This is a genomic window from Micromonospora parathelypteridis (assembly GCF_014201145.1).
In the GTDB taxonomy this organism is placed as follows: domain Bacteria; phylum Actinomycetota; class Actinomycetes; order Mycobacteriales; family Micromonosporaceae; genus Micromonospora; species Micromonospora parathelypteridis.
In genome coordinates this window covers 2,606,085-2,627,832 of record NZ_JACHDP010000001.1, presented here as the reverse complement: position 1 = coordinate 2,627,832, position 21,748 = coordinate 2,606,085, and the positions used below count along the sequence as shown (strand labels likewise).

The 21,748-nt window shown below is 72.4% G+C and carries 17 protein-coding genes; 9 read left to right on the top strand and 8 right to left on the bottom strand.

Features of this window, described 5'->3' with window-relative positions; all coding sequences use genetic code 11:
* Positions 1-45: 45 nt before the first annotated feature.
* On the bottom strand, positions 46-996 hold the full coding sequence (locus HNR20_RS11600; protein ID WP_184178957.1) for an ECF subfamily RNA polymerase sigma factor, BldN family: 951 nt from the start codon (positions 994-996) through the stop codon (positions 46-48).
* Positions 997-1,642: 646 nt separating this feature from the next.
* On the opposite strand from HNR20_RS11600, the gene HNR20_RS11595 reads away from it, so the two are divergent.
* Complete coding sequence (locus tag HNR20_RS11595) at positions 1,643-1,897, top strand: glutaredoxin family protein (RefSeq protein ID WP_110563209.1); 255 nt, start codon at positions 1,643-1,645, stop codon at positions 1,895-1,897.
* A gap of 20 nt (positions 1,898-1,917) precedes the next feature.
* A complete protein-coding gene (locus HNR20_RS11590) occupies positions 1,918-2,580 on the top strand; it encodes an HAD family hydrolase (RefSeq protein WP_184178955.1) in 663 nt (220 codons plus the stop codon).
* Here HNR20_RS11590 and HNR20_RS11585 read toward each other — a convergent pair.
* Complete coding sequence (locus tag HNR20_RS11585) at positions 2,561-3,214, bottom strand: response regulator transcription factor (RefSeq protein WP_184178953.1); 654 nt, start codon at positions 3,212-3,214, stop codon at positions 2,561-2,563. The genes HNR20_RS11590 and HNR20_RS11585 overlap by 20 nt on opposite strands.
* Before the next feature lie 58 nt (positions 3,215-3,272).
* Positions 3,273-4,577 carry a sensor histidine kinase gene (locus HNR20_RS11580; protein WP_184178951.1) on the bottom strand — a complete coding sequence of 435 codons (1,305 nt, stop codon included), beginning with the start codon at positions 4,575-4,577 and terminating at the stop codon, positions 3,273-3,275.
* Positions 4,578-4,947: 370 nt separating this feature from the next.
* Between HNR20_RS11580 and HNR20_RS11575 the strand changes: the two genes are divergently transcribed.
* Genes HNR20_RS11575 through hemB form a run of 5 tightly spaced genes read left to right on the top strand, consistent with a single transcriptional unit; the run spans position 4,948 to position 10,659 of the window.
* A complete protein-coding gene (locus HNR20_RS11575; protein WP_184178949.1) occupies positions 4,948-5,718 on the top strand; it encodes a redox-sensing transcriptional repressor Rex in 771 nt (256 codons plus the stop codon).
* Positions 5,715-7,112, top strand: a complete 1,398-nt coding sequence (locus HNR20_RS11570; RefSeq protein WP_184178947.1) for a glutamyl-tRNA reductase — start codon at positions 5,715-5,717, stop codon at positions 7,110-7,112. Before HNR20_RS11575 ends, HNR20_RS11570 begins: the two co-directional genes overlap by 4 nt.
* Positions 7,109-8,077: a hydroxymethylbilane synthase gene (gene hemC, locus HNR20_RS11565; protein ID WP_184178945.1), complete on the top strand. Its 969-nt coding sequence runs from the start codon at positions 7,109-7,111 to the stop codon at positions 8,075-8,077. The genes HNR20_RS11570 and hemC overlap by 4 nt, the downstream gene beginning before the upstream one ends.
* Entirely contained in the window at positions 8,074-9,654 is a 1,581-nt protein-coding gene (locus HNR20_RS11560) for a bifunctional uroporphyrinogen-III C-methyltransferase/uroporphyrinogen-III synthase (RefSeq protein WP_110563202.1), read from the top strand. The genes hemC and HNR20_RS11560 overlap by 4 nt, the downstream gene beginning before the upstream one ends.
* 21 nt (positions 9,655-9,675) lie before the next feature.
* Positions 9,676-10,659, top strand: coding sequence for a porphobilinogen synthase (gene hemB / locus HNR20_RS11555; RefSeq protein ID WP_184178943.1), 984 nt, complete (start codon positions 9,676-9,678; stop codon positions 10,657-10,659).
* A gap of 122 nt (positions 10,660-10,781) precedes the next feature.
* Here the strand turns inward: hemB and HNR20_RS11550 are convergent, their stop codons facing one another.
* The 5 genes from HNR20_RS11550 to HNR20_RS11530 form a co-directional block, all read right to left on the bottom strand.
* A complete protein-coding gene (locus HNR20_RS11550; RefSeq protein WP_184178941.1) occupies positions 10,782-11,723 on the bottom strand; it encodes a CU044_5270 family protein in 942 nt (313 codons plus the stop codon).
* Positions 11,724-11,740: 17 nt separating this feature from the next.
* A complete protein-coding gene (locus tag HNR20_RS11545; protein ID WP_184178939.1) occupies positions 11,741-12,310 on the bottom strand; it encodes an RNA polymerase sigma factor in 570 nt (189 codons plus the stop codon).
* Between the two features lie 182 nt (positions 12,311-12,492).
* Positions 12,493-15,771, bottom strand: a complete 3,279-nt coding sequence (locus tag HNR20_RS11540) for a lamin tail domain-containing protein (protein WP_184178937.1) — start codon at positions 15,769-15,771, stop codon at positions 12,493-12,495.
* Between the two features lie 93 nt (positions 15,772-15,864).
* Positions 15,865-16,881 (bottom strand): GNAT family N-acetyltransferase, encoded by a 1,017-nt coding sequence (locus HNR20_RS11535; protein ID WP_184188328.1) that lies wholly within the window; start codon positions 16,879-16,881, stop codon positions 15,865-15,867.
* A 72-nt stretch (positions 16,882-16,953) separates the two neighbouring features.
* Complete coding sequence (locus tag HNR20_RS11530; RefSeq protein ID WP_373291030.1) at positions 16,954-18,354, bottom strand: lytic murein transglycosylase; 1,401 nt, start codon at positions 18,352-18,354, stop codon at positions 16,954-16,956.
* 160 nt (positions 18,355-18,514) lie between these two features.
* On the opposite strand from HNR20_RS11530, the gene HNR20_RS11525 reads away from it, so the two are divergent.
* Positions 18,515-18,730: an FmdB family zinc ribbon protein gene (locus HNR20_RS11525; protein ID WP_184178933.1), complete on the top strand. Its 216-nt coding sequence runs from the start codon at positions 18,515-18,517 to the stop codon at positions 18,728-18,730.
* A gap of 152 nt (positions 18,731-18,882) precedes the next feature.
* Positions 18,883-21,723, top strand: coding sequence for an ATP-binding protein (locus tag HNR20_RS11520; RefSeq protein ID WP_184178931.1), 2,841 nt, complete (start codon positions 18,883-18,885; stop codon positions 21,721-21,723).
* Positions 21,724-21,748: the final 25 nt, after the last annotated feature.

The window sequence follows — 21,748 nt, the reverse complement described above, 5'->3', positions numbered from 1 at the left end:
GCTGCACGGACGTCGATCGACGTCCATCGGTCCCGCCGCCAGAAACTACGGCTGGAAGCCGTCAGGCAGGAGTCGGGCCAGAGCGCGGACGGCCCGGTACTGGAGTGCCTTGATGGCACCCTCGTTCTTGCCCATCGCGCGGGCCGTCTCGGCGACCGAGAAGCCCTGCAGGAAGCGGAGCACGATGCACTCCTGCTGCTCCGGGTTGAGCTGCTTCACGGCGGTGAGCAGCGCGACGTTGGTGATGTGCTCCACCACCGCCGCCTCCGGGCTGCCCTCCGGGCCGCGGTCCTCCCGATCGGCGTCGAGCACGTCGCCGGTGGTGACCTCCAGCCGGTACCGGCCCGACTTGAAGTGGTCCGCGACCAGGTTGCGAGCGATCGTCACCAGCCAGGCGCCGAGGTCGCGGCCCTGCCAGGTGAAGCTGCCGATCCGCTTCAGCGCGCGCAGGAAGGTGTCCGAGGTCAGGTCCTCGGCGAGTTGGCGGTTGCCGACCCGGAAGTAGACGAACCGGAACACGGTGTCCACGTACCGGTCGTAGATCAGACCGAACGCCTCGGACTCGCCGGCCTGGGCCCGCTCGATCAGCGTCCAGACCTCGGTGGCCGGGTCGGACGGGTCCGGGCGGCTCGGGAAACCGGTCGGGGTGGTAGTGGCCGGCACTGCCGGAAGCACCGCTGTCTCGCCCGCCGCCGGGTCGGTGGTCACCACCGGTGTCTCGCTGCCCCGTCGACCCTGCGCAGGCATGGTCGGTCGGGCCGGAACGGCAACCCGGCCACCGGTCGGTCTCGCGTTTCCGCCGGGCACCGCGGGCCGCGGCGGCGGCTCGTTGTGGTGTGGCCGGCTGCGGATCCGTTGCGCCGCGCCGTCGCCCCGCACGGCGGGGCCGTGTGGTTCGTCCAGCGGGGCACGGGCCGCCGGTCGCTCGTTGACGTGGGAGCGTGCCGGCTGGCCGGTCAGGCCGACGGGGCGTTCCGCATAACCGAAGGTGGTCACCGGCTTGCCCCCGTCGGATCGGTCGCCGGACGGGCCGGTCTGTTCGTTGGGGCCGGTCTTTGTGTCGTCGGGGCGGACCGACCGGGCAGCCGGTCGGGCAGGACGGTCGCGGGGGTTGCCGACGGGCGGCAAATCCCCTGGAGGTGCTGGTCCAATGCGCTCACAGGCACGGGGGCCTCCTCGGGCTGAGGGGTGTCGACTCACGGCAAATGGGGTGACCCGACCCGAGTGATGATAGGGCCAACGTCACCCGCGCGTGGCAAGTCCGTTACACAAGGCGGAAGTATTTCCCGCTCTGCCGTACCGGCGGCGGACCGGTTGTCCGTCGTGTGCGATTGACTTTCCGTCGGGCCGGTGTTCCAGGATGGATACCCTGGTCGGAGCGGGTGGCCCGTTCGGCTGACCCGCCGCCCCGGGTGGCGACGCGGGCGCGGCCGAATCGGCCGCCGGCGACTCCGCGCATCCCATCGACAGGACCTGATCGTGCCGCCGGTGGCACACAGGACAGTCCCGTCAACGGGACTCTGCGACATCGCCGTCCGGGCGCGGATGAGACTGTGCCGACGTAACGTGGTGCCGGCGCCGGGGCGACCGGCGACGATGCCGACCGACCCACCGGCGATCGCCCACCCCACGGAGGTAACCGATGTCCAGTGACGCCCGGCTCGCCCTGATCACCCGACCCGGCTGCCACCTGTGCGACGACGCCAAGGCGGCGCTCGACCGGGTGGTGGCGGTCACCGGCGACAAGTGGGTCGAGTGGGACGTCACCGCCGACGAGGGCCTGGAGCGGGAGTACGGAGACCGGCTGCCGGTCGTGATGCTCGACGGCAAGGAGCACGGCTACTGGCGGGTCGAGGAGGACCGGCTGCTGCGGGACCTGACCACGCCGCAGCTCTGAGCGGTGCCTATGGTGCTCTGATGACCCCTGCGCACCCCCACCTCGTGTGGGACTGGAACGGCACCCTGCTCAACGACCTCAGTCTGGTGGTGTCCGCCACCAACGTCGTGTTCACGAGCCTCGGTGGGCCGACGGTCACCCTCGACGAGCACCGGGTGCGGTTCCGCAGGCCGATCGCCGAGTACTACGCCGAGGTGCTGGGGCAGGCCGTGGACGACGACGAGTTCGGCCGACTGGACCGGATCTTCCACGACGCGTACCGCACCGGGTTGACCACCTGTGAGCTGGCCGCCGACGCGCGCACCGCGATGGCCGCGTGGCCGGGCAGCCAGAGTCTGCTCTCCATGTGGTTCCACGAGGAGTTGGTGCCGACCGTGCACACGTACGGGTTGACCGGCCACTTCACCCGGGTCGACGGGCTGCGGGCGACGGTCGGCGGCGGCCGTAAGGCCGAGTCGCTCGAGCTGCACTTGGCGGAGCTGGGCGTGGACGGCGCCTCGGTGGTGCTGATCGGCGACTCCATCGACGACGCGGACGCGGCGCTCGCGGTGGGCGGCCGTGCGGTGCTCTACACGGGTGGGTTCACCGATCCGGCCCGGCTGCGCGCCTCCGGTCACCCGGTGGCCGACACTCTCACCGACGCGGTGCGGCTGGCCCGGGAGGTCAGTTCCGCAGATAGGTGAGGACGGCCAGCACCCGCCGGTGCTGCTCGGTGTCCGGTGGCAGGGTGAGCTTGGTGAAGATGTTGCGCACGTGCTTCTCCACCGCGCCGTCGCTGACCACGAGGGCGCGCGCGATGGCCGTGTTCGAGCGTCCCTCGGCCATCAGGGAGAGCACCTCGCGCTCGCGGGGGGTCAGCTCGCGCAGCGGGTCGTCCCGGCGGCGCCGGGCGAAGAGCTGGCCGACCACCTCCGGGTCGAGCACCGTGCCGCCGGCCGCGACCCTGCGCAGCGCGTCCAGGAACTCGTCGATCGCGGCCACCCGGTCCTTGAGCAGGTAGCCGATGCCGCCGCCGGCGCCGCCGGTGGTGGCCAGCAGGTCATCGGCGTACGAGACCTCGACGTACTGGGAGAGCACCAGGATCGGGCTACGCGGCACCAGCCGCCGCGCCTCCACCGCAGCCCGCAGCCCTTCGTCGGTGTGTGACGGCGGCATCCGGACGTCGACGATCGACACGTCCGGCCGGTGCTCCACGACTGCCTCGACGAGCGCGTCGCCGTCCCCAACGGCGGCCACCACCTGGTGCCCGCTCTCGGTCAGCAGCCGTACGAGCCCCTCCCGGAGCAGGACGGCGTCGTCGGCGATCACGATTCGCATGGCTGTGTTGTCTACCACGTTCGGCCCGTCCCGAGAGCGCGGCGCGGTGCCCGATCGGTCACAGCGGTAGCTCCGCGCGAATCTCGGTGGGGCCGCCGGCAGGGCTGACCACCATCAGTTCACCGCCGGCAGCCCGGACCCGGTCGGCGATGCCGGCCAGCCCGTGCCCCTTGGCCAGGTGCGCGCCGCCCTGCCCGTCGTCGCCGACCCGCACCTGGAGCTGGCCGCCCTGCCGGGCGACGGCGACCACGGCCTCGGTGGCCCGGCTGTGCTTGGCGACGTTGGTCAGCGCCTCGGACACCACGAAGTACGCGGTGTTCTCCACCGCCGGGTCGAGCCGCCCGTCCGGGGTGCCGAGCTGCGGGTCCACCTGGAGCTCGATCGGGATCAGCCCGCGCCCGGCGATCGCGGCCAGGGCGCTGGGCAGGCCACGGTCGACCAGGATCGGCGGGGCGATGCCCCGGGACAGTGCCCGCAGCTCGGCCAGCGTGTCCCGGGTCTGGGTGACCGCCTCGTCGATGGTCCGGCCGGCGGCCTCCGGGTCGGAGGCGAGCTGCATCCGGGCCCGGCTGAGGTCCATCGCCAAACGCACCAGGCGCTGCTGGGGGCCGTCGTGGATGTCGCGTTCCAGCCGGCGCAGCGCGGACGCCTCGGCGGAGACGGCGGCCCGCTTCTGCTCCTCCAGCACGGTGATCCGGTCCCGCATCTCGGCGACACCGGTCAGCATGGCCTTGGCGAAGCTGGCCTGGAGCAGCGCGCAACCCCGCACCACGATCGGCAGGGTGATCAGGAAGAACACCCCGAGCGCGGTGTACAGACCGATCCGGGCCGTGGTCGAGTCGCCCAGGCCGAGCAGTTGCGCCAGGTCCTGGTCACCCTCGCCGTCGGCTCGGGGCAGGGCCCAGTCGTAGGCCCAGTAGAGCGAGCCGGTGATCGCCGCCGCCCACCAGGCCAGGGCCACCACGAAGGTGCCAGCCGCCGCGATCAGCCGCAGGATGCCGTGTGCCAGGTCGAGCCAGGACTGGGCGTCCCGCATGGGCACGAAGATCCGCCGCCAGGCGTTGGCTCCCGCCTCGGGCAGCCGGTAGTGCGGCCGGATCCGGGGCTGTCGGAGCACCGAGGGCAGCCGCAGCCGCTCGATGTCGGCCAGCCCACGGGCGGCGTAGAGGGTGCCGCTGAGGATCGGCAGACCGATCACCGTGACCACCAGGCCGATGCCGACCGCGAGGCCGACCAGGAGGACGACGAAGCTGGCCACCGCCAGTGGCAGGCCGAGCAGCACGTACCCGGAGTCGACGAAGAGCTGGCGGGGGATGCTCGGTGCCAGGATCGGTTGGTCGCTGGTGGCGGCAACTGCGGTCATGCCCTGAAGGCTAGGCATCTGCGCTCTCCGTCCCCATCCCGAAGCCCTGCCTCTCCCTCGTAGTGCTGTCCCTACCACCTCGGGGAGGGCCGAGCGAGGCTCGGCGCGGGATTGGTCAGAGAAGTCGGGATTGAGCAATAATCGCCCGGGCGGCGAAGGCGAAGACCCGTCGGATCGATCTTGCGGAATGGAGGTGCTGGTGAGGTTGCGTCACGCAGCGGCAAGATCGCGATTTGTGCACGTCTTCACAAGCGCCTACTCTGTGACTCCGACGCGCCCTGCTAGCACAGCCGGCAACCTCGGTCGCCAGCGGGAGTCCATAAGCGGCCGACCAGCGGAGTTGGCCGAGGATCGCACCGCACGGAGTCTCATGAGTCAGCACCGTCACCCAGGCGCGCCCGGCCGCGCCGGTGCCGTACCGGCGCTCCCGGATCTGCCCGAGGCGACCGTCGCTCGGCTCCCGGAGTACCTGCGCGCGCTGCACAACCTCGGCGACACCGGGCACGAGACGGTGTCCAGCGAGGGTCTCTCCGCCGCCGCCGGAGTCAACTCGGCCAAGCTCCGCAAGGACCTCTCCCACCTCGGCTCGTACGGCACCCGGGGGGTGGGCTACGACGTCGCGCTGCTGATCGAGCAGATCGAGAATGTGCTCGGGCTCACCCAACGACGGGCAGTCGCCCTGGTCGGCGTGGGTAATCTCGGTCACGCTCTGGCCGGCTACGACGGCTTCGCCGGCCGAGGCTTCCGGATCGCCGCACTGCTCGACGCCGATCCCTCCCGGGTCGGCGAGGAGATCAACGGCCTGGTAGTCCGGCATGTCGACGACCTGCCGACGGTCGCCGCCGAGGAATCCCTCGCGATCGGCGTGATCGCCACCCCCGCCGCCGCGGCCCAGCAGGTCGCCGACCAACTGGTCGCCGTCGGCGTGACAAGCATCCTCAACTTCGCGCCGTGCGTACTCTCGGTTCCGGAGGGGGTCGACGTGCGCAAGGTCGACCTCGCCATCGAGCTGCAGATTCTGTCCTTCCACGAGCACCGCAAGGCGTCGCTGACCGCGCTGCCCGCCACCGGCGGGTCCGCTCTCACCGCCCTGCCGGGCGGGTTCGCGGCCACCGACACCCAGGAGGCGATCGGCACGTGAAACTGCTCGTCGTCGGCGCGTCCTATCGGACCGCCCCGGTCGCCACGCTGGAGCAACTGGCCGTCCCTCCCGCCGACCTGACCCGCACCCTCGACCACCTGATCGCCCAGCCGTACGTGGCCGAGGCGGTCATCGTCTCCACCTGCAACCGGGTGGAGGTCTACGCCGCAGTGTCCGGTTTCCACGGTGGGCTCGGCGATGTCTGCGCCACCCTGGCCGAGCAGGCCGGCAGCTCGCCGGCGGCGCTCGCCAACCACCTGTACGTGCACTACGACACCGCCGCCGTGGATCACGTGTTCCGGGTCGCCACCGGTCTGGACTCGATGGTGGTCGGCGAGGCGCAGATCCTCGGCCAGCTGCGCGACGCGTACCACTGGGCCACCGGCGCCGACTCGGCCGGCCGGCTGCTGCACGAGCTGATGCAGCAGGCGCTGCGGGTCGGTAAGCGTGCCCACGCCGAGACCGGCATCGACCGGGCGGGCCAGAGCGTCGTCACCGCCGCGCTGGAGCTGGCGGCCGGGCACCTCGACGGTGACCTCGCCGGCCACCCGGCCCTGGTGGTCGGCGCTGGCGCGATGGGCTCGCTCGGGGTGGCCACGCTGTCCCGGCTGGGCGCCGGGCCGCTCACCGTCAGCAACCGGGGCGCCGACCGGGCCGTGCGGCTCGCCGAGTCGTACGGGGCGAGTGCCGCGCCGATGACCGCGCTGGTCGACACCCTCTCCACAGTGGACATCGTAGTGGCCGCCACCGCGTCCACCGAACCGGTCCTCACCCGGGCGGTGGTCAGCGCGGCGCTGGCCGAACGGGACCCGGCCCGCGGCCCGCTGGTCCTGCTCGACCTGGCCGTCCCGCGCGACGTCGAGGAGGGCGTCGCCGCGCTGCCCGGCGTCGAGGTGATCGACATCGACCGGATGGCGGCGCTGCTCGCCGACGGTCCGGCAGCCGCGGACGCGGCCGCCGTCGAACGGATCGTGCTGGGCGAGGTGGAGAGCTTCCTCACCTGGTTGCGCGGTGCCGACGTGGCACCCACCGTGGCCGCGCTGCGCGGCCGGGCCGACGACGTGGTCACCGCCGAGCTCCGCCGGCTGGCTCAGCGTCGCCCCGACCTCGGCGACGACCTGCGGGCCGAGGTGGCCCGCACGGTGCACCGGGTCGTGCAGCGGCTGCTGCACCAACCCACCGTCAAGGTCCGCCAGTTGGCCGCGGAGCCCGGCGGCGACCAGTACGCGGCCCTGCTGCGCGAGCTGTTCGACCTCGAGGTGCCGCAGACCTCGCCGGTGGACACCGTCCCCGACGTGCTCACCCCCGACTTCGGCATGGCGCTCCCCGGCATCGATCCGGTGTCCGGAGCAGACGCCGCCGAGCCGACCCCACCTACCGGAGGTGCGCGATGACCGCCCCCCTGCGTCTCGGCACCCGGGGCAGCACCCTGGCGATGGCCCAGTCCGGCCAGATCGCCGAGGCGGTGACCGCCGCCACCGGCCGCCCGGTCGAGCTGGTCGAGGTGGTCACCGCGGGCGACCGCTCCAACGCGCCGGTGCACCGGCTCGGCGTCGGGGTGTTCGTCTCCGCGCTGCGCGACGCGCTGACCGCCAGGACGATCGACTTCGCGGTGCACTCCTACAAGGATCTGCCCACGGCTGCCGCCGGCGGGCTGCACATCGCGGCGGTGCCGGCCCGGCAGGACCCGCGCGACGCGCTGATCGCCAAGGGCGGCCGGACGCTCGCCGAGCTGCCGCCCGGGGCGACCGTGGGCACCGGCGCGCTGCGCCGTATCGCCCAGCTGCACGCCCTCGGCCTGCAGCTGGAGGTCACCCCGATCCGCGGCAACATCGACACCCGCCTGGCGCGAGTGCTCGGCCCCGAGGCCGACCTCGACGCGGTCGTGCTGGCCCGGGCCGGGCTCGCCCGGATCGGTCGGACCGACGCGATCACCGAGACGCTGGATCCGATGCTGATGCTGCCCGCGCCCGCCCAGGGTGCGCTGGCGGTCGAGTGCCGGGTCGATGACCAGGACCTGGTCGAGCTGCTCGCGCTGCTCGACCACGCACCGTCGCGCGCCGCGGTCACCGCGGAACGCGCGTTGCTGGCGACCCTGGAGGCCGGGTGCAGCGCACCCGTCGCCGCCTACGCCGAACTCGCCGAAGGTGACGACGGCGATGAGATCTACCTGCGCGGGGCGGTGATCAGCCCGGACGGCACTCGTGACCTCCGGCTGTCCCGCACCGGAACGCCCGCCGACGCGGCGGAGATCGGTAAGGCACTCGCCGCCGAACTCCTCGAACTCGGCGCCGACTCGATCCTCGGCCACGAAGGACACACCGGCCCGGGGACCCAGCAATTTGGGAGCACAGAATGACCCGCACCCGTAAGCCCGTCGGCCGTATCGCGTTCGTCGGGGCTGGCCCCGGTGACCCGGGTCTGCTGACCCGTCGGGCACACGACGCCCTGGTCGACGCCGACCAGGTGATCTACGACCGGGGAGTCCCGGAGTCGTTGCTCGCCGTCGTCCGTGCCGACGCCAGGGACGATGCCGAGTTCACCCCCGCCGAGGGCGCGCCCGGGGACGTGGCGAAGGTGCTGATCTCCGCGGCCCGCTCCGGGTTGAACGCGGTGCACCTGGTCGCCGGCGACCCGTTCGGCCACGACTCGGTGGTGAAGGAGGTGCAGGCGGTGGCCCGCACCGCCGCCCACTTCGAGGTGGTGCCCGGCGTGGGCCAGGCCGAGGGTGTGGCCACCTACGCGGGGGTCCCGCTGCCGGGTGTGCGTACGGCCGCCGACGTCGAGGACGTCAGCGCACTGGACTTCGAGGCGCTGGCCACGGCCGTCGGTCGGGGTTCGCTCGCGCTCGCCGTGGACGCCGGTGACCTCGCCGCCGTCCGGGACGGGCTGCTCGCCGCCGGGGTCGACGGCACCACCGGCGTCGGTGTGACCGGCGACGGCACCGGCGAGACCCAGTACACGACCACGTCGACCGTCGACAGCTTCGTGGCCGCCGCCCTCGGTTTCACCGGCCGGGTGGTGCTCACCATCGGTGTCGGCGTGGGTCAGCGCGACAAGCTGAGCTGGTGGGAGAACCGCCCGCTGTACGGCTGGAAGGTGCTCGTACCCCGCACGAAGGAGCAGGCTGGCGCGATGAGCGCCCGGCTGCGCGCGTACGGGGCGATCCCGTGCGAGGTGCCGACCATCGCGGTCGAGCCGCCCCGCACCCCGGCGCAGATGGAGCGGGCCGTCAAGGGCCTGGTCGACGGCCGGTACGCCTGGGTGATCTTCACGTCGGTGAACGCGGTCCGCGCGGTCTGGGAGAAGTTCGCCGAGCACGGGCTGGACGCCCGGCACTTCGGCGGCGTCAAGATCGCCTGCATCGGTGAGGCGACCGCCGACGCGGTCCGCGCGTTCGGCATCCAGCCGGAGCTGATCCCCGCCGGGGAGCAGTCCTCCGAGGGGCTGCTGGCCGAGTTCTCCCCGCACGACGAGATCCTCGACCCGGTGGGTCGGGTGCTGCTGCCGCGCGCCGACATCGCCACCGAGACGCTCGCCGCCGGGCTCACCGAGCGCGGCTGGGAGGTCGACGACGTGACCGCGTACCGGACGGTGCGGGCCGCGCCGCCGCCCGCCGAGATCCGGGACGCGATCAAGTCGGGCGGGTTCGACGCTGTCTTGTTCACGTCATCCTCCACCGTGCGGAACCTCGTCGGCATCGCCGGGAAGCCGCACGCGCGTACCGTTGTTGCCGTCATCGGGCCCAAGACGGCGGAGACCGCGACGGAGTTCGGCCTGCGGGTCGACGTCCAGCCGCCGCACGCTTCGGTGCCCGACCTGGTGGAGGCGCTCGCCGCCTACGCCGTCGAGCTGCGCGAGAAGCTGGCCGCCATGCCGGCCAAGCAGCGCCGCGGCTCGAAGGTGCAGGGGCCGACCGCCCTGCGCTTCCGGTAGTCGTCTTCAGGAAGGCCTCTCATGTCGTACCCCGAGATCCGGCCCCGCCGTCTGCGCCGCACCCCGGCGATCCGCCGGCTGGTGTCCGAGACCCGGGTCGACCCGGCCGAGCTGGTCGTGCCGATGTTCGTGAAGGAAGGGCTCACCGAGCCCCGGGCCATCTCGTCGCTCCCGGGGGTGCTCCAGCACTCCCGGGACTCGCTGCGCAAGGCTGCGGTCGAGGCGGTCCAGGCCGGGGTCGGCGGGATCATGCTCTTCGGGGTGCCGGAGCAGCGGGACCCGACCGGCTCCGGCGGCATCGACCCGAACGGCATCCTGAACGTCGCCATCCGCGACGTGGTCGCCGAGGTGGGCGACGCCACGGTGGTGATGAGTGACCTGTGCCTGGACGAGTTCACCTCGCACGGGCACTGCGGGCTGCTCACCGCCGACGGCGAGGTCGACAACGATTCCACCCTGGCCGCGTACGCCGAGATGGCGGTGGCCCAGGCCGCCGCCGGGGTCGGCATGGTCGGGCCGTCCGGGATGATGGACGGCCAGGTCGGTGTGGTGCGCCGGGCGCTCGACGCCGCCGGGCACCAGGATGTCGCCGTGCTGGCGTACGCCGCGAAGTACGCCTCCGCCTTCTACGGCCCGTTCCGGGAGGCGGTGGAGTCGGCGCTGGAGGGCGACCGGCGCACCTACCAGCAGGATCCGGCCAACCTGCGGGAGTCGCTGCGCGAGGTGGCGTTGGACGTCGCCGAGGGTGCCGACCTGGTGATGGTCAAGCCGGCCCTGCCCTACCTCGACGTGGTGTCGGCGGTCCGGGCCGCGGTGGACGTCCCGGTCGCCGCCTACCAGGTCTCCGGCGAGTACGCGATGGTCGAGGCGGCCGCCGCGAACGGCTGGATCGACCGGGAGCGGGTGATGCTGGAGACGCTCACCTCGATCAAGCGGGCCGGCGCGCAGGTGATTCTCACCTACTGGGCGGTCGAGGCCGCCGAGCTGCTCCGCCAGCGCTACTGAGCGGCCCGGAGGCCGCGATCGCGCTGCGGCTCGATCGCGCTAGAACAAGGAAATAATGGCCTCCCCCGCGGGAAAGGCCACTATTTCCAGGATCGAGCGCGATCATCGCCGCGTTCTGCCGGTCAGGGCTGCTGCCCCGAGTGGTCGACGATCGCCATCCGCATGATGGCGGTGCTCTGGTAGAGCGACTCCTTGCCATCCCGCACCTGAAGGTCGCGCCTGCCGAGGTAGGCGTGGGTCTCCCGGTCGAAGATCAGGTCGAGGTGCGCGCCGAACACGCCCGGTGTCCGCAGCGCCACTCCACGCCGCCCGGCGGCGTCCCGCACCTCGCCCGGCACGACCGTGGCTCCGGGCACCTGGGCCATCACCTGGAACAATGCGCCGAGCGACTGCGGCGGTACGTAGCCCTGGAGCATCACCATCCCGTCGCCGAAGATCGTAGTTGGTTCGTTCCTGATGGCCTCCAGGTCCGCGCCGGCGGGTAGATCCAAGGGTCTCGGGTGGTCCCGCAGGTGCTGCGCCAACTGCTCCGGCTCGGTAGGCAGGCCCTGGAAATAGCCGGGCGGCGGAGACAGGTGCGAGACGTCGTCGGTGCGCCACTCGTCGGGGCGGCTCTCCAGCCGCCGTCGCTGCTGCCAGGTCGTGCCGTCGCCGACCGGCACCCAGCGCTGCAGCCGCTCCTTGATGTACGGGCCGGAATCTGGCAGCTCCCGGTAGGTCAGTCGCATTTCGATGAAGAGGAACTGGCCCGGGCGTGCCACCAGGTCCGGCTGCTGCCGGGCGGTCTCCGCGGCCTCGTTCAGGATCTCGGCCGCGCTCGCCGTGGGTGGAGCGTCGCCCAGGGTCTGGGCCAGCAACCCGCCGACGGTCAGCAGGGCGACCAGGCCGCCTACCCCGGCCAGGCGCCAGCCTGGCGCGCGCCACCGTGCGCCCCAGCGGGTCGCGCGAACGGTGTTCGGCGTGGTCAGCGCCGCTTCGGCGGCGGTCCGGGTGGTGACGTGTTCCTTCAACTCGACGAGAAGTCGTTCCTCGAAGTTGCCCAGGGGCTCTTCGGTGTGGGTCACGGTGATCGTCCCTCCGATCAGGCGAGCGCGGATTCGGACTGCGCGAGTGCGAGGCGTACGGCCCGGCGGGCCCGGTGCACACGGACCCGAGCGGCGACCGGGGAGATTCCGAGCGCGCCGGCCGCGTCCGCCAGGGACAGACCGTCGACGGCGACAAGCTCCAGCAGGGCGCGCGTACGTTCCGGTAGGCCGCTGAGGGCCTGATAGGTGCGGCGGGCCAGCGACTCCGCGTCGATGCGCTCCTCGATGCGGGCGATGTCGTCGGCGTCCAGCAGCCGTCGTCCCGCGACGCGACCGCTGGCCCGCAGGAGGCGGGTCGCCCGGCGGTGCTCGGCCGCGATGACGTTGCGGGCCACGCCGAAGAGCCAGGCCACCTCGTTGCCCCGCTCCGGCCGGTAACCGGCTGCGGAGTCGATCACCGCCAGGAACACCTCGGCGGTGAGGTCCGCGGCGGTGTGGGGGTCATCGACGCGGCGAGCGACGAACCGGCTGATCGTCTCGATGTGTCGGCGGTAGAACCGCTCGAACGCCGCGGAGTCCGTACCGATGGCGGTGAGATCCCCGCCGCCGGGGCTCGGGTTGGTCACAGGCCGTCCTCTCGTTGGCCGTCCTTACACCCCTTCATTGGTCTGGCGGCGGCGCGGCGTTACATCCGCCCGCGCGGGACGGACCTCTCGGCAAGATCGTGCTGAAACAAAGATGTAGTGGCCTCCTGGTCGGCGGAGGCCACTACATCCTGGATCGAGCGCGATCATGCGAAGGGCGGACCTCAGTCGTCGTTGGTGATCGTCCCCGTTGCCAGCGGGTCGGCCAGCCGTAGACCGGGCACACCTGCCACGAGCAGGGTCAGCTTCTCGTCCGACTCCCGCTTCCGGTCACCGCGCACGGTCACCGGGAAGGCGACCGACGTCTGCCCGGCAGCCAACACCTTGCAACCGGCGTACGGGTCGAAGTCGGAGCCGCCCTGCGCGGTGAGGCCGACGGTGGCGGCGCAGAGCAGCACCGGCTGGGACAGCGGCCGGGACACGGTGGCGGTGAAGGTGAGCTGCCGGTTGCCCTGGTCGCCCTCGACCACCGTCGTGTCGGCGACGGTCAGCGACGCCCGGGACCGGAACCTCGCCACCTGCGGGTCATGGTCGCTCGAACCGCGCGACCCGTCGCCGGTGAACTCCGCCGACCAGTCGGCGTTGATGTGCGCCGCCCGCACCTGCACCAGGTCGCCGTAGAACGCGTCGTTGACGAACAGGTGGTCGAGCGTCTGCGCCTGCCCCTCGAAGCTGTACGAGTAGGCGGACGCCGGCACGTCGGCGACGAGGTTGTCCCACAGGTTGTGCAGGCCCGCCTCGTAGAGCGGGGCGAGCTGGTCCGACGGCGTCGGCTGGCTGCCGGTGGCGATGGGATCGTCCGGGCGGGGGAAGACGTTCAGGTCCCCGCCGTAGACCACCCGTGCGGTCTGGTCGGCCGCCTCGATCGCGGTGACGATCGCCGCGCCGTACCGCGCCTGCTCCCGCCGCTGCCCGACCCGGCTGTCAGGGCCGGAGGAGTAGTGGTTGCTGAGCGCGTACAGGGTGAACCGCTCGGTCGAACCGGGGGACGCGGCCACGCTGAACTTGCCCAACTGGGGAGCGCGGGTGAAGACGTTGTTCCCGTCCCGCCCGGTCGAGGTGTCCACGTCCGAGGGCAGCACCGCGTTGAGCGCCTTCGGGTTCTGCACGTCGGAGTTGGCCGGCAGCCCCGCGGCGCGGTACTGAACGGTCGGTGCCGAGCCGAGCAGCGGGTCGCTCGCCGTCGCGGCCGCCAACGACAGCCGGTCCGTGCGGTACAGGAAGGCGGCGGTGATACCGCGGGCGTCCGCGCCGGTCCGGTCATAGGCAGCCGCGTACGCCGGCCCGCCGGCCGTCGCCACCGCGAGCGCCAACTCCTGGATGCTGTCCGGAGCGCCGTCGGCGTTGTTGGTGTCGCCGCAGCTCAGCGCCGCCCCGGAGACCGTGCAGATGTCCTGGTCCTCGGCCTCCTGCACCAGGATCAGATCCGGTGCGTGCAGATCGGAGACGATCTGGTCGGCGAGCGCGCTCAGCTGCTCGCGGTACTCCGCCTCGCTGGCCGGCACGTAGTCGAACGGCGGGTCGACACCCGGGCAGCCCGCGTTACCGGTGAAGTCGCAACCGTCGAACGGGTCGTCCCGGTAGTCGTACAGGTTCTCCACGTTGTAGGTGGCGACGGCCACCTCCTGCGACCGGTCGGCCGGCTTGGGCGGGTTGTTCTTCGACGGGTCGGCCCCGGCGTCGAACTCCGCCCGCTCGACCTGGACGCCGTACTTCTCGAACGAGTAGTAGACCGCCCCCACCGCGTCCCCGCGCAGCGTGTCGAAGGTGTGCGCCGGCGGGAGCAGCGCGGTGCTGTCCCCGGCGGTGGCCTTCACGCCCATGCTGCCGAGCAGCACCCGCTGGCCGTTGCCGTCGTCGAAGCGCCGGGTCGGGTCGTTGTCCAGCGGGTGCGAGTCACGGAAGACCCGCCGGGCGTACGGGTCGGCGCGGTCCAGCAGCGGGTCGTCGCGGTCGACCACCCACAGCTCGGCGTCGGCGGTGGAGGAGAAGACGTCCCGTCCGCTTACCGCGCCACTGCCCGCCCGTACCCGCATCCGGGTGCCCTCGTGCCGCTCCCAGAAACGCTGCGCGTCGGTCAACTCGGCCGGCGGTACCGCGTCGGTCACCGCGACCGCGGCGTCCACGGCCAGGCCGCTGGCGATCCGGCGGACCAGCGAGGCGCCGGAGAGTTGGGTGAGGTTGAAGTATTCGGACACCCGGGCCCGGAGCACGACCTCGTCGCCGACCGTTGGGACGTAGCCGCCGATCAGCGACGTGAACGTGCCCATGAACACGAAGATGCCGTCGGAACTGGTCGGGTCTCCGTCGGTGTCGCCGGTACGGCTCTGCAGGAAGAAGCCGTGCTGCTCCGCCCCGGCCGAGGTGCGGGCCAGGGTCAACTGGGTGATCACGCCGCGAACGTCGTACAGCGTGCTGCTCGTGCCGTTGCCGCTCGCCGGTGCGAGCGGCGACCGGTCGGTCGGACCGGACTCGGCGTCGGTGGTCGGGCCCTGCACCTCGCCGACGGTCAACTCCCGGGTCACCTGCACGACCAGCGCGCAGGTCGCGGTGCCACCGCCCGCGTCGGTCGCGGTCAGGGTGACGGTGTACGCCCCGGCGGCGAGGTCGGCGCTCGTGCCGACCGTGGCGTGGGCGGTGCCGCCGACGCCCTCGGCGGGGGTGAACGCGGTGCGGGTGATCGAGCCGGCGGCCGGGGTCGGGCTGACCGTGGTCACGGCCAGGTCGACGATCGTGTCATCGGGATCGGTGGCGGTGACCTCCCGGCTGGCCGCCGTGCCCGCGGCGGTGACCAACGGGCCGCCGCAGGTCAGCGTTGCCGGCACGTCGACCGGGCCGCCGCCCTCGACGGTGTGCGCGCCGAGGCCGTCGAAGGTGTCGACCGGGAAGCCGGCCCACTGCGCGGCGGGGTCGAACGTGTCGGCCGGGTCGGTGTCGCCAGCGGTGACAGTCGACAGCCGGCGCAGGGTGTTGTCCGCGGTGCTGGTCGTGCCCGCACCCCACTCGGTGCCCGGATCGACGCCCACCTGCCCGATCGAGTCGAGCACGGTGGTGCCCCGGCGCAACACGATCGCGTCGTCACCGTTGAAAAGGCTCGCCCCGGTGGTCTGGTCGGCCTGGGCGAGGATGGCGGCCCCGGCCGAGGCGCTGGCGAACACGAACGCGTCACCCGCGGCCACGCTCCCGGTCAACGCGATCGTGGTGGCCGTGGTGGAGCCGTTGAAGTAGAGCTGGAGCTGGTAGCCGCCGGCGCTGAGGTCGACCGGGGCACCGGTGCCGTTGAACAGCTCGATCGCCTTGTTGTTCGACGAACCCTCGACGTACTCCGAGATGAACAGGTCGGTGGGTGCGGCGCTGGCCGCGGTGGGTGCGACGCCGAGCGCCGTGATGGTCACGGCGGCGGTGGCGGTCGCGAGCGCGGCGATTGAGCGGCGCGGGCGCATAGGGCCTCCACGATGGGTGGATGGGAGTCAACGCACGTTAAGGTGCGCGACTGTCCATCGTCCATCCCCTAGTGGACAGTTCCGTGAATTCCCTCAACGTGGTGGGTCGAGGCGGTGCACCAACTCGGCGACATCGACGCTGTATTCGCACCAGTCGCGGTCGGGCCGGTAACCCAGCTCGGCGTTGACCTTCAGCATCGCCTCGTTGGCCTGCGCGTTCCAGGTCTGCACCTCGATCAGCTCCGGCTCGGCGGAGCGCAGCTCCAGCAGCATCCGGGCCTTGATCGCCCGATCGATGCCGTAACCCCGGTGGTCCTGGGCGACGATCGTGTCGTACTGGTCGGCGCGGGTCGGGTGCTGCGCCGGGACCACCACCTCGGTCAGGCCGGCCACCTCGCCGCTCTGCTCGTGCCGGGCGAGCACGATGTACGGCTTCATGCCCCGCCGGTGCAGGGTGTCGAGGCTGTCGCGCAGCCGCTCCGGGTCGTAGGAGCTGGGGCGCAGCTCGCCGTCGTCGACGTCGCGCACCTCGGCCTTGGCCCGCGCGTACGCCTCGATCAGGTCGTCCGGTGGCCCGCCCGGGAAGAATTCCAGGTGGTAGCCCGCCGCGACGCCGGTGGCCATCTGGGTCAGTTCGGCCCAGTCGACCGTGGTCAGGTCGAGCACGCTGCGCGTCTCCACGTACTCCCGGGTGAAGCCGAGCGACTCGTAGAACCCGACCGCGGGCGTGTCGCCGACCACCTCGACGCCGATCGACCGGAAACCCTCCTGGTAGACCCGGCGGGCGGCACGCAACACCAGGTCACGGCCGAGGTGGCCGCGCCGCGCGGACGGGTGCACCAGCACCTCGAGTACGCCGATGTCACCGAGGAGCAGCACATGAACCTGGCCGAGCACCGCGCCCGGGTCGTCGGGGGAGGTCGGGTCGGCCTGCGCGATCCAGGAGATCCGCCGCTCGCCGGGCATCACCTCGGCGAGGTATTCCCGCAGCGAGGTCTCCCGCCACGGCGGGTCGTGCGGCAGATCGGTCGCCAGGACCGCGTTCAGCGTGGCCAGCAGCGACGCGATCTCGGCGGACGACGCGGTCCTCGGGTCCCACTCGCGCACCATCACCCGTCTAGCTTGCCGCTAACAGGTGCCGGGGGGAAGTGTCCAGTTCTCCAACGTATCGAGACGATCACGTCACGGGCGACTGGCCCGTCCGTACCGGTTCGCGGTGTCGTAGACATCCTGGGCGTAGCGGCGCACGTCGTTGTAGGACAAAATCGCGTTCCACCAGTCGGTCGGGATGCTCAGGTTACGGCCGCCCTTGCAGAGGTAGTTCCCCGCTGCCAGGGCGGCGTCGTCCAGGTCGTGCGGGTCCTTGACTCCGTCGTTGTCCGCGTCCGCGCCGATCTCCTGCCAGGTGCTCGGGATGAACTGCATCGGCCCGATCGCCTTGTCGAGGATCGTGTCGCCGTCGAGCTGCCCGCGGTCGGTGTCGATGATCCGCATCCGCCCGTCCTTGCCGTCCAAGGGCAGCCCGATGATCTTCGGTAGCGCCTTGCCGTCCTGCCCGAGCCGTGCGCGGTTTGCCGAACCGTGCCCCGATTCGACCTGACCGATCGCCGCCAGCGTGGTCCAGCTCAGCGCGCAGCTGCGGTTGGTCTGGGCGAGCATCAGCTCGGCGTAGCCGTACGCCTGCATGGCGACAGCCGGGACGCCCACCTTGGCGCCGACCTGCTGAGCCCAACCGGCCAGGGCGTCCGAGGGCCGGACTCCGGTCACCGGCCCGCCACTGGGATACCCGCTGGGAAGCCCGCTGCTGGGATACCCGCTGGGCAGCCCGCCACTGGGAAGCCCGCCGCCGGGTAGCCCGCCGGTCGGGACCTCGGACGGCAGGCCCGACGGTGCGGTTGCGCTCGGCCCGGCCGAGGAGTCGTCTGCGACAGTGCGGGGTGCACGGATCGTGGCCGGCACGAGCAGCGCGCCGGCCGCGGCGGTCGCGGCCACCAGCGCCAGAAGGAAGAGTCCGGGCAGGGTGAGCCGACCACTCGGGCGGCGAGCCCAGGCACGGGTCGCGCGGGCGGCGGAGGCTGCTGCCTGACGCGGCGGCAGCCGTACCGCGTGTGCGAACGGCACCCGCCGGCGCCGGGTGGGTGCGGACGCCGTTACGACGGGCACTTCGTCCACACTGGTTTTCGCCAGGTCCGCGGCGGCGACCACCGTGACGGTCTTCGCATCGTCAGCCGACGCGCCGGCGCTCGCGCCCTCGGTCTTCGGGCTCTCGGTGTTCGCGTCTTCGGCCTTCGTGCTGTCGGCCTTTGCGCCCTCGGTGTTCGCGTCTTCGGCTTTCGCACCTTCGGCCTTCGTGCTGTCGGCCTTTGCGCCCTCGGTGTTCGCGTCTTCGGCCTTTGCACCTTCGGTCTTCGGGCTGTCGGCCTTCGTCTCGGCCTTCGGGTCGGGCTCGGCCGGGGCCTTCGCCTCGGGTGCGGTGACGCTCGCACCCGATCCGGCGGGATCGCCAGGGCTGGACGTGGCGGCAGGTGCGGTCGGGGCACCCCCGGACCGGCCGCCCAGCCAGGGCCGGCGGGGGCGGGGCACCGCGCGCACCGGATCGGGCGCGGCTCCCGAGCCCTCCAGTGGCCCGTCCAGCGGCGCGGCCGGTCGTAACGGTTGCACACGCGTGTCGTCCTCGCCGTCCACCACCTGTCGAGTATCACCCATGCTCCGCCGAACGCCAGATCCACGTACCCTGGGTGCCATGCCCCGGTACGAGTTCCGCTGCCGCGCCTGCGGCGACACCTTCGAGGTCAACCGTTCGATGGCTGCGGCCGCCGACCCGGCCACCTGCCCGCAGGGACACGCCGACACAGTCAAGCTGCTCTCCGCGGTCGCGGTCACCGGCCGGGGTGGTGCGGCCGGTGGTGCCCCGGCGTCCGCCGGTGGTGGGTGCTGCGGCGGCGCCTGCGGTTGCTGATCTGGTCAGTTCGCCGCCACCTGGTGGGCTGGTCTTGCCGGGAGCGGGTCCGAGTGGCACTTTGAGGCGGCACCTGCCCGGCCGTTCTCACGATGTGTGACCACTCGGACTCAGGCAGCATGAACCCGACGTCACGGGCGGAGGTTCCACGCATGTCGCCACGGATCCAGCTCCCGAGCGGTTGGGTGACCTTCGTGTTCACCGATATCGAGGGCTCGACCCGGCTGGCTCAGCTGCTCGGGCCGGACTACCGCCCGGTGCTCGCCGAGCATCGACGGCTGCTGCGCCGGACGCTGGCCAGCACGGGCGGCGCTGAGCTGCTGACCGAGGGCGACTCGTTCTTCCTGGCCTTCGAGGACGCGGCGGCGGCGCTGACCGCGTGTCTGACCGCCCAGCGGGCGTTGTCCAGCCATGACTGGCCCACCGCGGAAGCCGCGCCCCGGGTGCGGATGGGCCTGCACACCGGCTACGCCGAGCCGCGCGACGGCGAGTACGCCAGCCCCGAGGTGCACCGCGCCGCTCGGGTGGCCGCCGCCGCCCATGGCGGGCAGGTGCTCTGTTCGGCGTCCACCGCCCGTCGGGCCGATCCGTTGCCGCCCGGTGCGTCCCTGCTCGACCTGGGCCTGCACCGGTTGCGCGGCTTCGACGACCGGGAACGACTCTTCCAACTGGTCGCACCGGGCCTGGAGCGGCAGTTCCCCCGACCCCGTACCGCCGACGCGGTGGCGCACAACCTGCCGACCCAGGTGACGTCGTTCGTTGGTCGGCAGTCCGAGCGCGTCGAGCTGGGGTTGTTGCTGGAGCAGCACCGCCTCGTGACCGTGCTGGGGGCGGGGGGCGCGGGCAAGACCCGGCTCGCGGTGGAGCTGGCCAGCGGGGTGGTCGAGGCGTACCCGGATGGGGTCTGGTTCGTCGACATCGCCACGGTGACCGACCCGGGGCTGGTGGCGTTCGCGATCGCCGCGGTGCTCGGCCTGCGACCCGAGCCGGGCCGGCCGATGGTGGACACCCTGGTCGAGCACGCGGCCGGCCGCCGCATGCTGGTCGTCCTGGACACCTGCGACACCCAACCGGCCGCCTGTGCGGAGGTGATCGCGCGGTTGCTGTCCGGCGGGGGCGGTGTGCGGGTGCTGGCGACCAGCCGTGAGTCGTTCAGCCTGCCGGGCGAGGTGGTGTGGCGGATCCCGCCGCTCTCGGTCGACCCGCAGGCGGACGGTGTGGAGAGCGACGCGGTGGCGTTGTTGCTGGACCGTACGACGGCGGCCCGCGGCGGCCGACAGCCGGACCCCGCCGAGTCGGCCGATCTTCGCCGGGTGGTGCAGCGGCTGGACGGGTTGCCGCTCGCCATCGAGTTGGCCGCCGCCCGCCTGCGGGTGCTCTCGGTCGGTCAACTCGCCGAGCGGCTCGACGATGTGCTCGGCACACTGGACGCCGGCCGGGAGGACCCGGATCCACCACCGGTGGAGCGGGGTTGGTCCGGCAATCAGCAGGACACGGTGGACCTGGTCGCCGCGGCCGCCGGGGCGTCGCCGCCCACCCCGGCGAGCAGGGCGGTGCAGCGCTCAGCCACCGAGCGGCACCTGACCATGCAGGCCACCGTCACCTGGTCGTACCGGACGCTGGGGCCTCGGGCCGCTCGTCTGCTGCGGTGGCTGGCGGTCTTCGCCGGGCCGGTGGACCTGGCGACGGTGGAGTGGCTGCTGGGTGACGACCCGCTGGATCCACTCTCGGTGCTGGTGGACAAGTCGATGGTGTTGGCCGAGCCACGTGCCGCCGGCAGCACCTACCGGATGCTCGACCCCATCCGGGCGTACGCGGCGCGGCGGTTGGTCGAGGCGGGTGAGGAGCAGGCCGCCCGGGACCGGCATGTGGCCTGGTCGGGGCATGCGGTGGAGCGGGCGCGCCTGGGCCAGGACGGCCGGCCGGTGACGCTGTCGCTGTACGCCCTCGATCCGCTGGCCGGGGAGCTTCGCGCCGCCCTGCGCTGGTGCGCGACCGGTGGCAGCGCCCGCGCCGGTCTCGGGTTGGCTGGTGGCCTGGACCAGTGGTGGCTTGAGCGGGGCTTGGCCCGGGAGGGGCGGCTCTGGCTGTTCCGGTTGTACGGGCGTCTCGCTGAAACGGGCGAGCGGATCCCGGAGGCGGAGCTGGCGGCGGTCTACCACATGCATTCGCTGCACGCCGGTGCCGACGGCGAGTTCGCCGAGGAGTTGCGCTACTCCCAGCGGGCGGAGGCGGCCGCCCGGCAGGCCGGTGATGCCGGGTTGCTGGCCCGGGTGCTCGCCGGCAGGGCCGCTCCGCTGGTGGACATGGGCCAGTTCGTCGAGGCCGAGCGGGTGTGCCGGGAGGTCATCGACTGGGCGCATGGGCAGGACGTGGTCGGCGAGGCACTGCTGGCGGTGTTCAGCCTGGCCGAGTTGCTCTGGCGGCGGGGCGCCCTGGAGGAGGCCGCGGATCTGCTGGGTGCGGTCCGCCCGGTGGAGGCGGTCCGTCCGGTCGAGCGGGGTCGGCGTTCGGTGGACATGCTGCTCGGGATGGTCGCGCTGGCCCGGGGTGACGTGATCGCGGCACATGAGCACCTGTTGGTGGCACTGCGTTCTCGGATGGGCCATGGCTATCACGGCCGGGCCTGCGACACGTTGAACGCGATCGCGGTGCGCTGCGCGATCGGCGGAGACCGGTTGACCGCCGCTCGCCTGTTCGGAGCGGCGCAGGCCACCCGGGCGAGCATGCGAGCGACCCCGGGTATCTACGGCAGCTACTGGGCCGAACAGCAGGCGGAGTTGCGCGCGGTGCTGGGCGACGCGGCCTTCGACGACGCGTACGGCGAGGGTGCGGAGTTGGGGTTGGACGAGGCCGCGGCGCTGGCACTGGACGTGGAGCATCCGGACCTGGCGGCGGATTCAATCCGTTTCAGCACCGGCCTGCCGGAGCCAACCCCGCTCAGCCCCGCCGACCCCGACCGCCATCCAGCAACCCGCACCGAACGCGCCTAACCCACCCACCCCCACCGTTGTTGAT